The 12,349-nt window shown below is 72.6% G+C and carries 8 protein-coding genes and 1 pseudogene; 6 read left to right on the top strand and 3 right to left on the bottom strand.

All coding sequences use genetic code 11. The features are described 5' to 3' along the window. Positions 1 to 17: 17 nt before the first annotated feature. The 4 genes and pseudogenes from ACI8AF_RS18170 (at position 18) to ACI8AF_RS18155 (ending at position 3,283) form a co-directional block, all read left to right on the top strand. Positions 18 to 392: a cupin domain-containing protein gene (locus tag ACI8AF_RS18170; RefSeq protein WP_456541141.1), complete on the top strand. Its 375-nt coding sequence runs from the start codon at positions 18 to 20 to the stop codon at positions 390 to 392. A gap of 74 nt (positions 393 to 466) precedes the next feature. Next, the gene (locus ACI8AF_RS18165; protein WP_456541140.1) at positions 467 to 889 is read left to right on the top strand and encodes a MarR family winged helix-turn-helix transcriptional regulator; all 423 of its coding nucleotides are present in this window, start codon (positions 467 to 469) and stop codon (positions 887 to 889) included. 868 nt (positions 890 to 1,757) lie between these two features. Beyond that, a pseudogene (locus ACI8AF_RS18160) lies at positions 1,758 to 2,258 on the top strand (AfsR/SARP family transcriptional regulator); the annotation flags it as partial. Between the two features lie 515 nt (positions 2,259 to 2,773). Beyond that, positions 2,774 to 3,283 (top strand): DUF1772 domain-containing protein, encoded by a 510-nt coding sequence (locus ACI8AF_RS18155; RefSeq protein WP_456541139.1) that lies wholly within the window; start codon positions 2,774 to 2,776, stop codon positions 3,281 to 3,283. A gap of 803 nt (positions 3,284 to 4,086) precedes the next feature. Here the strand turns inward: ACI8AF_RS18155 and msrA are convergent. Further along, a complete protein-coding gene (gene msrA, locus ACI8AF_RS18150; RefSeq protein ID WP_456541138.1) occupies positions 4,087 to 4,602 on the bottom strand; it encodes a peptide-methionine (S)-S-oxide reductase MsrA in 516 nt (171 codons plus the stop codon). A 181-nt stretch (positions 4,603 to 4,783) separates the two neighbouring features. Here msrA and ACI8AF_RS18145 point away from each other — a divergent pair, with 181 nt between their 5' ends. Together ACI8AF_RS18145 and ACI8AF_RS18140 are read left to right on the top strand one after the other, a co-directional pair. Beyond that, positions 4,784 to 4,927, top strand: coding sequence for a hypothetical protein (locus ACI8AF_RS18145; protein WP_456541137.1), 144 nt, complete (start codon positions 4,784 to 4,786; stop codon positions 4,925 to 4,927). Between the two features lie 287 nt (positions 4,928 to 5,214). Next, the gene (locus ACI8AF_RS18140) at positions 5,215 to 6,102 is read left to right on the top strand and encodes a PucR family transcriptional regulator (RefSeq protein WP_456541136.1); all 888 of its coding nucleotides are present in this window, start codon (positions 5,215 to 5,217) and stop codon (positions 6,100 to 6,102) included. 261 nt (positions 6,103 to 6,363) lie between these two features. Here the strand turns inward: ACI8AF_RS18140 and ACI8AF_RS18135 are convergent, their stop codons facing one another. Both ACI8AF_RS18135 and ACI8AF_RS18130 read right to left on the bottom strand, forming a co-directional pair. After that, a complete protein-coding gene (locus tag ACI8AF_RS18135; RefSeq protein ID WP_456541135.1) occupies positions 6,364 to 8,274 on the bottom strand; it encodes a phosphoenolpyruvate carboxykinase (GTP) in 1,911 nt (636 codons plus the stop codon). Positions 8,275 to 9,260: 986 nt separating this feature from the next. Beyond that, positions 9,261 to 12,239 carry a BTAD domain-containing putative transcriptional regulator gene (locus ACI8AF_RS18130; protein ID WP_456541134.1) on the bottom strand — a complete coding sequence of 993 codons (2,979 nt, stop codon included), beginning with the start codon at positions 12,237 to 12,239 and terminating at the stop codon, positions 9,261 to 9,263. Positions 12,240 to 12,349 lie beyond the last annotated feature (110 nt).

Raw genomic sequence — 12,349 nt, 5'->3', positions numbered from 1 at the left:
CGAAGGGGAGTTCGACGATGAGCCTCATCCGCCTGTCAGAGGCCCGCGTGGTGCAGACGCCGGCCGCGACCATGCGCACCTATGCCAGCCCGACCACCCCACGACCTGCGCCCGTGGCCGTGTGGCGGACCGACATGGCGCCCGGCGCCGCCGGGCCTGTCCACTCCGTGGACGTCGACCAGGTGGTCGTCGTCGTGGAGGGTGCTCTCGTAGCCGAGCTGGACGGCGCGCAGGAGCGGATCGCCACCGGCGACTCGGTGCTGCTGCCGGCCGGTGCCGAGCGCCGCCTCGTCGCCGGCGACAGCGGTGCCGTCACGGTCACGTCCTCCGTCCCCGGCGGGAAGGCACAAGCGGCCGGCGCCGAGCCGGTGCCCGTGCCGTGGGCACGCTGAACCCGGGGCGGGAGGGGCCGTCGGCGCCGCCGGCACCTCCCGCGGAGGCCCTACCGCTCATCCGGTTGCTGGCCATGGCCGTGTCCACTGCGCTGGAGTCGCTGCACGCGGAACTGGCCTCGGCCGGGCATCCCGCTCTGCGGCCGGCCCACGGGTTCGCCCTCAACGCCATCAGCACCGGTGCGGACACGGCCTCGGCGCTCGCGGAACGGCTGGGGATGACCAAGCAGGGAGCAGCCAAGCTGGTCGGGGTGCTCGTCGCCCACGGCTACGTCCGCGTGGGGAGGGGCCCGGACGACGGACGGCGCAAGCCGCTGCAGCTGACCGCCCGTGGCCGGTCAGCGGTGTCGGCGTCGGTGACGATCCAGGGGGACATCGAGCACCGCTGGGCCGACATCGCCGGCGCCGAAGCCGTGGCGGTGCTCCGAAGGGCGCTCCAGGACATCGTCCTCTCGGCGAACGGCGGCGTTCTTCCGCCGGTCAGGCCCACCTGGTAGCCGGCACCCCCGGCCCGCGACCAGGACGCGGGGAACCGCGCGCTCAGCGAGCGGTCCGCCGTCGAGGTCGCGAGGGGACCAGTCCACCGACGGGCCCGGGCCTACCGGCTGTCGGAAACCTGGCCCGACCCGTCGTGGGGCGGTGAGACGTCCTGTCGACGGGACACCGCGTGCCTCCGGTCGCCCGGAGCGGCACATGACGGCAGCGGAGAGCGGCTCGAGGCCCTGCCTCCTGGGCAGCGCTCGGACCTCGGCGACGGAGTCGACCGTCGTCGTCGTGTCGGCCACGGCGGGGTGAGCGAGGGCTGCCGCCGGCCATGGTCGGTTTCGTGCGGGTCGTCACCGACACCACGACCCAGTCCTGGCTCGGAGACCTGTTCGTGCCGCGACCAGGTCCGGGCGACCTCTCTGATTTCGGGCGGGTCGGGTGACAGGTGTGCGCGGACCACGTCGACGCTGACGCGGTCGGGATCATCGGTGATCTCGTACGGGCCGAGTCGCCCGAGGGTCGACCTGGTCGAGAGGAGCGCGGCGATGTCGCAGGAAGGCCTCATGGTTGCTCCAGGCTCGCGATGACTGCGGGCGCCGGTGGCGGCCTTGCGCAATCAAGCGGACGTCCTGTCACACGGCTGTTCCGGCGACCCCGCGGAGCGCCCTGCCTGGCTAGTCTGCGGCCGTGGACTTCTCGGTCCTCGGCCCGCTCCAGGTACGGGTCGGTGAGAAGGCCGTGGCAGTCCGCCGCGGTCATCCACGCGTTCTGCTGACCTACCTCCTGCTGCATCCCGGTGAGCCGGTCCCGGGGTCGCTGCTGGCTGACCCGACCTGGAACGGGCATCCCCCTGCCGACGCTGCTCACGCGGTGCACCGGATGGTGTCCTACCTCCGACGGACGATCGGCGCGCTGGACGAGCTGCCTCTGCGAACGACGTCCGGCGGCTGTGTGCTCGACGTGCCGCCCGCGGCCGTGGACAGCGTGCGTTTCAGCCGACTCGTCCGCGACGCGCGGGGAGGCCCTGTTCCAACCCTCGTTTCGCTCCACGAGGCCCTCGGGCGCGGGGATCCCCTCACGGACGCCGCCGAGCTGCCCTGGGCCGTGCCCTGCATCGCCGAGCTCGAGGAGCTGCACCTGCAGGCGCACGAGCTGCGACTGGACCGCCTCCTGGATCTGGGGCGCCACCAGGAGGCCGTTCCGTCGGCCCAGGCCCTCGCCGCGGCTCATCCGTCGCGGGAGCACTTGACCAGGTCACTGATGCTGGCTCTGTACCGCAGCGGACGGCAGGGCGACGCGTCGGCTGCAGCAGCGACGTTGCGACGGACGCTCGCCGAAGATCTGGGGCTCGATCCGAGCCCAGCAGTGCCCGAACTCGAGCACCGGATCCTCGTCCAGGATCCGGACCTGGCGGCCCCGCCCGTGATCCCGGCTGGGCCGGATGCGACGAAGGCCCCGCTGCTCGAGTCCAGCGCCGAGAACATCGCCCCTGCGCAGCGCGCCAAGGCCGGAGAACGCACGTCCACGCGCCGGGCCGTGACCTCCCTGGTCGGTCGAGACGCCGACATCACCGCGGCGTCCGCGGCCTTCCACGACGCAGGACTGCTGACGCTCACCGGTCCTGGCGGCACGGGAAAGACCCGGTTGGCGCTGGCGGTCCTGGAGCGTGACCCGGAGCCAGCGTCACCGAGGACCTGCTGCACCGCCAGGTGGAGGAGCTCCCCGACGCCGTCTTCTACGTCAGCGGACCGGTCGCGATGGTCACCGACGTCCGGCTCATGCTGCAGCGCCTCGGCGTCCGGCGGCTTCGAGTGCGATCCGTCGCCCAGGGCTACCGCCCAGTTCGTCAGCCACGTCCACCCGCACTCTCACCACCTCGTCGAAGGAGGCAGGTCATGGAGCACGTGCACCACCACGGAGTCGCACGCTGGAACCGGCCGCTCGCCCTGGCATCAGCAGTCCTCGCGGGCCTGCTGGCGGGCGGCATGGTGCTCATCCGAGCGGTGCTCGTCCCCTTCTGGCGCGAGACGCCGCCGACCGAGTTCCGGGCATGGTTCGCTGCGAACGTCGACCGGCTGCGCCGGCTGATGGTCCCCCTCGGTGCCGCGTCCGGTGTGGTCAGCGTCGCCTCGGCGATCGTCCAGTGGAGCCACCGTGATCGGCAGGTGCCGTCGTCCGTCGCTGCCGCGGTGGCGACCGGAGGCGTGATCGCGATCACCCTCACCGTGAACGAGCCGGCAAACCACCGGTTCAGCGAGGGGTCGCTGACCGACGACGAGACCCAGGACCTGCTGCGGACGTGGGCGCGCTGGCACGACGTCCGCGTCCTTCTCGGGCTGGCGGCAACGGTTGCCGCGGCATCGGCCCTGGGAGAGCGCCGGTCCCGTGAGCAGGTGCTCCGGTGAGCGATCCGGGGAGTCGGACCGTCCCGCAGGGCGATGCGGTGCGAACGGCCCCGCCACAGAGGTGCGACCGGTCACCGTCGACGTCGCGGCGGTCGTCTCCGGCTCCCGGGGTCCGGTCACCGCAGGCTGTTGTGACCGTTGCCCGTAGCGGGGATCCTGCCCGTGCGTGAGACCGGAGCGCGGGTCGCCGGAACGGCCGAGGACCTGCAGGCCAATCCACAACCCACCACCACGATGAGGTGACAGGTCATGACAGCAGCAGATGATGCCCGTGAACGCTGGCTGGACGGCGGTAGCCCCGGCTACCAGGTCCTGCCCGAGCCGATAGCACTCGAGGAGACCATCGCCGTCCACCCGGCGGAGCCGGCATCGCCCCCGGCCGGGTGGCACGTCGGACCTGGTGCCCTCGAAGACGGAGGCGACGGGGGTGACTGACTGCCTCTGAAGCGTCAAACGGCTCACGGAACGGCGGCGAACCGCCGCGTACGCGATCATGACGGCCCGGCAGTGCGCGGGCCCGCCCCGAGGGAGCGCCCCCGCCGAGTGGACACGGCTCGGCGGGTGTGTGATAGCTGCGGAGGCGGGTGACCAGCAGCGCCGTTGGCTCCGCCGGGTCATGCCAGGTCTCTGGGTGCCGGGCGGGGTGCCTGAAGCTGGGACCGGGCGTACCGCGGAGCGGAAGTGGTCGGGGCGGATGACCTTTCTGGTCATCCGCCCCTTCCCTGTCCGATGTTGTCGGCGACATCCGCCCCTAGGGCTGACCTACCGCCATGGCGGCGGCGCCGACGCTTCCATCCGCTCGGTCAACGGGTGGGCTCCGCCGCTCGCCGGGGGAGCACCCAACCGGGCCGCACGAAGTGGCAGGTGTAGCCGTGCGGGTACTTCTGCAGGTAGTCCTGGTGCTCCTCTTCGGCCTCCCAGAACGGACCGGCCGCGGCCACCTCGGTGACGACCTTGCCGGGCCACAGCCCCGACGCATCGACATCGGCGATCGTGTCCTCGGCGACCCGCTTCTGCTCGTCGCTGGTGTAGTAGATCGCGGAGCGGTAGCTCCGGCCCACGTCATTGCCCTGCCGGTCCTTCGTCGTCGGGTCGTGGATCTGGAAGAAGAACTCCAGCAGCTCCCGGAACGAGATCAGGTCGGGGTCGAAGACGATCTCGACCGCCTCGGCGTGATCGCCGTGATCGCGGTAGGTCGCGTGCGGCGTCTCACCTCCCGAGTACCCGACGCGGGTCGAGAGCACCCCCCGGCGCTTGCGCAGCAGTTCCTGCGCGCCCCAGAAGCAGCCTCCGGCCAGAATCGTGGTCTCAGCAGTCATCGTGTGCCTCTCCTCCTGTTGAGCACGCTGTTGACAACAGCGCGTCGCGTGCCGGCATTTCGTTCGCCGGCCCGGGTGACAGGGGCCCGGTGGAGGCGGGGCTGCGACGGGTGGTCTACCGGCGCTCGCTGCCGCTCGCGACGAGGAACCTGCGCGCGCCCGGGCCGGCCGGGTGAGCGAGGTGCGGACGTTCCCGACGAGGAGCCGGTCGCTGGCGGTGATGCGCGACTGGCTGTTCGAGCGCGGGGTGACCGTCGCGGCGATCGAGTCGACCTCGACGTACTGGAAGCCGCTTTTTTACTGCCTGGAAGAATGCTCCGCTTGAAGTCCGCCGCCGGCACCGTGTGGGCCAAGCCAAGCCAAGACGTGGCGCGGCTCGGAGACCGGACCCCGGCTAGCCGGCGGACTGGCCTTGGGTCCGCGCATCGTCAGAATCGGCCTGCCTGTCTTGTCACGTGAGCAGGGAGGGGGCGTGTCAACCGACGGCCTGCGGTTGTCTGCAACCACTGACACTCCCAGTCGGACGAGCGCAAGCCGAACCAGCGCCAGCAGCATCACGTCTTGGTCGCGGGCTGGAGCACGCCTCCTTCGACGCCTGCCTGGACGACCGCGGTGCTCCGCACCGTCTCCGAGAACGGCGCGGCGGACGTCGCCCGCACCGTCGATGCCGTCCTGGATGCCACGAGCAGCTCCCTGCACGCCTACATCTCCGCGACGCAGGACCGGCTGCTCGAGCAGGTGGAGCGGCTGCTCGCCGAGATCGGCGGCTCGACCGACGGCGACCGCTTCCGGACCGTGATGCTCGTGCTCGACGGCGAACCCATCTCCGACGACCGGGCCGGCGCCCTCCTGCGCTACGAGAAGGGCCGGCGACACGCCGCAGCCATCGTCTGGAACGAGGCGCCCTCGCAGAGCTCCGACGGCGATCTGGAGCGCACCGTCGACCGCGTGCTGCGCGAGTCCGGCACGCGCCAGACCTGTCTGATCTGGGCCTCCGCGCACGTCCTGTGGGTCTGGTGGAACGACGCCAGCACGCGGACGGTCGCCCACGTCAAGGAGGAGCTGACCGCGCTCCGTGTCCCGGGCATGCGCATCGCGCTCGGGGACACCGGACGGGGCCGCGACGGGTTCCGCCGCACGCACCAGCACGCACGCGAGGTGCAGCGGCTGATGCTCAGGGAGGGGCGGTCCAGGGTCGTGGCGTACGCCGACGTCGACGCCGTCACCCTCGCGGCTCGCGACGCGGCCGAGGCCGAGGCCTTCGTCGACCGCACCCTCGGTGCCCTCCGCGAGGCGCCTGTCGAACTCCGCGACACCATGCGCCTCTACCACCGGTTCCAGCGCAGTCCCGCCCGCACCGCCCGCGAACTCCACACGCACCGCAACACCGTGATCTCCCGGGTGGAACGCGCCTCGAGGCTCATCCCGGACGGCGTCCTCGATCACCCGCTCGAGCTCGAACTCGCCCTGGAACTGGACTACTGGCTCCGCCGCTCGTGAGAGGCAGGAAGCGGCCAGTAGCGCCAGAGCAGCCAGCCCACCGCCCCGGCGGTCGCGCGCCCCCGGCCGCTGACCGGGGCCTCGAGGACTGCGAGCAGGAGCCCGAGCGCATCGGCTCGAAGCGGAGCCGGTCGGGCTCCGCGGTCTCGGCGGCGCTCCACCCATCCGCGCCCGGGGCACCGGGACCAGGGGCGCCACCGGCCACGCGGACGCCCCCGTCCCTGCCGGCCACCGGCGACGGCGGCCCGTGCTCGGTGGCGGCTACGCCCTCGTCGGCGTTCGGACGTCCTCGGCGTCGAGGGCGGCGGCGACGCGGCGGTGCGCCTCCCAGATCGCCTCGGGCAGGCCGTCGAACTGGGCCAGGTGCTGCTCCCGGTGGGTCATCTCCTGCCGCCAGCGCGGGACGTCGATCGTGAGGAGCCGGTCGAGGTCCCCGGGGCGGATCTCCAGGCCGGTCAGGTCCAGCTCCTCCCTGGTGGGGACGATCCCGACCGGCGTCCGGACACCGGTGACCTCGCCGTTCCTGAGCCGCACCAGCCAGAGCAGGGCCCGCAGGTTCTCGCGGTACCCGGGCCAGAGGAAGCGGCCGTCGTCGGGGTCCCGCTGGAACCAGTTGACGTGCGCGAAGACCGGCTGGTCGGTGGCTCGGCCGAGGACGTCGAGCCAGTGGGCGGCGTAGGCGCCTTCGGGATAGCTCATGAACGGGCGCATCGACATCGGGTCGTAGCGCAGCTGCCCTTCGACCCCCTCGGCGGCGAACGTCGCCTCGGCGCCCAGCGTCAGGCCGTCGTAGACGCCCTCCGCCAGGTCGGGAATGGCCCGGACCAGCGGTTCGCGGTCCCGGGTGCGGCCGCCGAAGATGATGGCGTCGACCGGGACGCCGCGCGGGGTGTCGAAGTCCGCGGCGACGTTCGGCACGTTCGCGAGCGTGGTGGTGAACCGGCTGTTCGGGTGCGCCCAGGGAGCGTCCCGGTCGCTCGCCGGACGCTCGTCGATCAGCCGACCCGTCCAGTCGCGCCAGCCCGCGGTGTCGACGGGTGGCTCCGGTGTCCGTCCCTCCCACCACACCTCGCCCGTGTGCTCGTTGTGGGCGACGTTGGTGAAGATCGTGCCGGTACCGGGCCCGAGGGCGGCCAGGGCCGTCGGGTTGGTCGTCTCGTTGGTGTCCTTGGCGACGCCGAACACCCCGAACTCCGGGTTGATCGCGTAGACCCGCCCGTCGTCGGGGTCGACCCGCAGCCAGGCGATGTCGTCGCCGTAGAACTCGACGTGGTAGCGGTCACCGAGAGCGTCGGGGGGCAGCATCATGGCGAGGTTGGTCTTGCCCGACGCGCTCGGGAACCCGCCGCAGACGTGGTACTTCCGCCGCGTCCGCCTGTCGGTGATCCCCAGGAGCATGAACTGCTCGGCCAGGAACTGCCCCGACTTCCAGCCGTCGTAGGCGGCCTGGCGCAGGCCGTGGGCGATCTTCCCCAGAAGCGCGTTGCCGCCGTAGGAGGAGCCGTAGTGCAGGATCGTGCGCTCGTCGGCGACCGTGACGAAGTACCGCTGGTCCTCCGGTGTGCCCTGGCCCAGCGTCTCCAGGTCACCGGTCACGTGCACCCCGCGGACGAAGCTGCCCGGGTCGGCGAGGTCGTTCACGTGCTCCACGCCCACCCGGGCCATGCGGATCATGTGCAGGACCACGGTGCGGCAGTCGGTGAGCTCGACACCGGCCGCGTAGGCCTCGAGCGGGGAGCCGGGCGGCGCCATCAGGTACGGGACGACGTACAGGGTCCTTCCGGCCGACGCACCCCGCATCCGCTGCTCGAGAAGGGGCCGCATCTCCCCGGCGGGACGCCAGTTGTTGTAGACACCGGCGTCGGCGGTGTCGTGGGTGGCGACGACGGTGCGCTCCTCGGACCGGGCCGTGTCCTTGGTGTAGCTGCGCGAGTAGTAGCGCCCGTCCCCGGCCGGCAGGATCTCGCCGGCGTCGAGCGCCTCCTGCAGCAACCGGGCGTCGTCGGACGAGTTGACCACCTCGATCCGTTCGGCGCCGGTCACGCCCGCCCAGTACCGCACGTGGTCCCGGACGTGGCTGTTCGTCACTCCGGCTTCGTCGAGAACGGCGTCAACGGCGGTCACAGCTCGTCCCTTCGTGCGGTTCGGTGGACGCGGGGCTGCCCGGATCATCCCGGTCCGGGCAACAGGTGAGCGCGCCGACGGCGCTCACTGCTGGTCGCGCTCGACCACCGGGGCGAGCAAGGCCCTCGCGCTGGGCTCCGGTCCGGCGCAGGCGGGCGGACGACGAGTGGGCCGGCCGGGCCCCGACCCCGCCCGACTCGTGGGAGCGGTCAGCCTGTACCGGGCGCCGGTGAGCAGAGCGGCGAGGACGGAGGCCTGGCCGGCGGAGAGCCTGAGGGTGATCAGGAGGTCGTCCCATCCGCGTTCGAGGAGCACGAGCTCGCGAGGGCCGCGGTCCTCGACGACCACCGTGACCTCCCGGCCCCGGTCGGCCGGGACGGTGTAGCGCCAGCCGATCCCCGGAAGCCGTTCCGCCTGCACCGGGAGATCCCCGACGGGGCGCGTCGTCGTCCCGCCTCCCGCAGCGCCACCGAGCGCGAGTCCCACGGCCGGCGCGCCGACGAGGGCGAACACGATCGCGCCGAGCACACCGCTGACCAAGACCGCACGCGCTCCCTCCCCTCCTGCCGGCTCGGACCATCCCGGTGGGCCGAGCCGCTCCTGCCGACCACCGGCAACCAGCGGCCGGCGTCCAGCCGTCCGGCGCCACCGCCGCGCGCCGGTCACCAGTTCGCGGGTGGGTCGCTGGCCGGGAAGGAGTGCATGCCCCAGAGGTCGACGTCGTCGACCAGCCCGTCGTCCGCTGTCCCAGCACCTGCGAGGGCACCGCCGGGCGTTCTCCTCGCAGGTCCGGCGCCCGCGGAGCGCGGAGAAAGCCCACCCGTGCCGGAGGTCTGCTCCTCCGGGGGGAGCGAGAGGGCGGTCGTCACGGCGGCTGCTCCTGTCAGGTCGTCGGCGTACGTCCAGCCTGGACCCGGTCGACGCCGCTGCCCACGGCCGCCGACGGACATCTCGTGCACGAGGTGTTCGGCGACGGTCGGCAACGACCGTCGGCGGACGGCAGCTCTGCACCACCGCCGGCCGCGGTCGCGGGCTCAGGTTCCGGCGCCCGGATCGCCGGGGTCGTCCAACGCGTAGGCGACCGCCTCGTCCAGCGTCATGGCGCGTCCGAGCATCCACGAGTCGGTGAACCGCTCTGCGCCGAGCGCGTCACGGAGGGCGGTGAGCTGGCTGTCGAGGGGGTGCTGGGGGTGCTGGTGGTCGTTGAGGGCGTGCGCGAGGACGCTGGCACATCCGTTGAGCCGTGCGGCCCGCTGCAGCTGTGACTGCATGGTGGCCATGCGAGCCAGCAGCTCGATCGCGGCGGCGATCGCCGGCTGGTCGTGGACGGTGACGGCGAGCGGGAGGCTCTCCTCGAGAAGGCGGCGTGCGGCCGGTTGGTCACCCTCGTCGAGGGCGAGCGCCGCCAGCTCGTGCAGGGAGGTGGTGCCGCCCCAGACGTCGCCGATCCGTTCGTGGACCGCTCTGGCCTCGACGAACCGCTCGCGGGCCCGTGTCTGGTCGCCGCCGGCCATGGCGACGCGGCCGAGACTGATCAGCATCCACCCGATGCAGCGGTCGTCTCGCAGGCGGCGGGCTTCCTCGAGGCCCTCCTCCAGGGCGTGCCGGCCCGCGTTCAGGTCGCCGCCCGTGGACAGGACGATCCCGAGGTAGCCCTGGCAGCTGGACCACAGCCAGGCGTCGCCGGATGCCCGGGAGATGGCGAGTGCTTCCTGGAGCAGGGCGGCGCCGTGTTCGTGTTCCCCCCGCGCCCCGGTGGCCGCGCCGAGGATCATCAGCGCGAATCCGAGCGAGTGGTCGTCTCCGAGCCGGCGGTGCTCCGGGATGCTGTCCGCGAGGAAGCCCTGCAGAGCCTCGAAGTCTCCCTGCATGAAGGCGCAGCGTGCCGCGGAGAGCCGCGCGGCGGCCACCGCCGCGGCGGAGCCGCCGGTAGTGGCGAGCAGGCGCTGCAGCTCCATGCGGCCCTCGTGGACGTGGCCGCGCACCTGCCAGAACCTCCAGAGCGCCGCCGCCGTCCGCAGACCGACGTCGGGGTCGACCCGGTCGCCCGCGCGGGACAGCGCCGCACGCAGGTTGTCGTGCTCGGCGTCGAGGATCTCCAGCCACCGCACCTGGTCCGGACCGCGCAGCGCACGTTCGGCTCGCTCGGCCAGCCGGAGGTGACGACGCGCGTGGCGTTCGCTCAGGTCCTGGGCTCGGTCGCTGTGCGCGAGCAGATCGACTGCGTACTCGCGGATCGTCTCGAGCATGTCGAACCGCGGCTCGTCGCCCACGACGTCGGTCGCTCGCAGCAGGTTGGCCGCCACCAGCTCGTCGACGGCCTCCACCACGTGGAGCTCATCCGCTCCGGCCACGTCCTGCAGCGAGTCGATCGTGAATCCGCCGACGAAGACCCCCATGGCCGTGAACAGCCGCTGCACCTCCGGCTGGAGCAGGTCGTAGCTCCACTGGATGGCCGCCCGCAAGGTCCGGTGGCGCTCGGGCACGTCGCTCTCGCCGGTTCGGAGGAGGTCGAGCCGCCGTCCCAGGCGGGCGACGATGGCCCGGGGGGAGAGCAGTGGCGTCCGTGCCGCCGCCAGTTCCAGTGCCAGCGGCAGTCCGTCGAGGCGGACGCACAGCTCCGCGACCGAGTCGGCGTTGGCCTGGGTCAGCGCGAATCCCGGCCGGGCGGTGCCGGCCCGCTCGACGAAGAGCTCGACGGCTTCTGATCCCGCAAGTGCCGACAGCCCTGCACTGGCCGCCGGGAGCGCGAGGCACGGGACGGCGAAGACGTGCTCCTCACGGATCGCCAGCCGCTTCCGGCTCGTGACCAGCATCGTGACGGCCGGCGCCGCCGCGAGGAGGTCTGCGAGGCAGGAGGCGGCGTCGAGCACTTGCTCGACGTTGTCCAGGACGAGGAGCATCCGGCGCTGTCGGAGGCGCTCGGCGATGACCGCTCCCGCGCGGCTGGGGGCTATCCGTCGGAGGCCCATGGCTTCGGCGACCGCGGCCATCACCAGTCGAGGATCGCGGGTCGTCGCCAGGTCGACGACCAGGACGTCGTTCCCGAACGCTGCAGCCATCCGCGTCGCCGCCTCGACCGCCAGCCGCGTCTTGCCTGCGCCTCCGGGGCCGGTGAGGGTGAGCATCCGGACATCTGGCCGGCGCAGCATGGTCTGGACGACGGCGAGCTCGTGCCGTCGCCCAACGAAGGGCGTCCCATGTCCGGCCGTGAGACCGACACGGGGCGGAGGAGGAAGGGGACCGAGCACGTGGTCGGGCTCGGCCGACACTCGCAGGGCCGGGTCCTGGCGGAGGACGGCGCGCTCGAGGTCCTGCAGTTCGCAGCCCGGCTCGATGCCGAGTTCCTCCACCAGGTCACGCCGTGCGTCACGGAGCACGGCGAGGGCCTCGGCCTGCCGACCGGATCGGTAGAGCGCGAGCGTCAGCTGTGCACGCAGGTGCTCGCGCAGCGGATGCGCGGCCACCAGCGTCCTGAGTTCGCCGATCACCTCCGCCGGCCGGCCCGCCGCGAGGTCCGCGTCGATCCGCGCCTCGAGCGCGGCCACGCGGAGCTCCTCCAGCCGAGCGATCTCGGCCCGGCCCGCAGGCGTGGTGCCCAGGTCCTCCAGCGGGGGTCCGCGCCACAAGGACAGGGCCCGGCGCAGCAAGCGACCCGCGTCGGGCGGCTCGGCGCCGCGGGCTTCGGCCACCAGCCGGGTGAAGACCTCCAGGTCCAGCCGCCCGGGTTCGACCCGCAGCTCGTAGCAGCGCGGACGGGTGACCAGGTTCTCCTCGCCGAGCACGCGGCGCAGCCTGCACACGTACGTCTGCAGCACCTTGCGCGCACTGGGAGGCGGCCGCTCGCCCCACAGCTGCTCGATCAGCCGGTCGACAGCAACCGGCTCGCCTCTGCGCAACAGCAGGCTCGCCAGGACCGCACGCTGCTTGGCGGCGGGAACAACGACCACGTTGCCCCTGTCGCGCACCTCGAGCGGGCCCAGGACGCCGAATTCCATCTCTCCGCGGTGCATACCAGCCCCCCGCCCTGAGGACCAGACCCGATCGCACCGCTCCCGGTCCACGGCCCGGCCGAGGCGGCAGGCGTCAACCGGGAGCCGGTATGCCGCCGCTCTACCCCGCG

This window comes from Blastococcus sp. SYSU D00669 (assembly GCF_054050715.1).
Note: the sequence above shows the minus strand (reverse complement) of the source record. Positions and strands in the feature narration are given on the sequence as shown.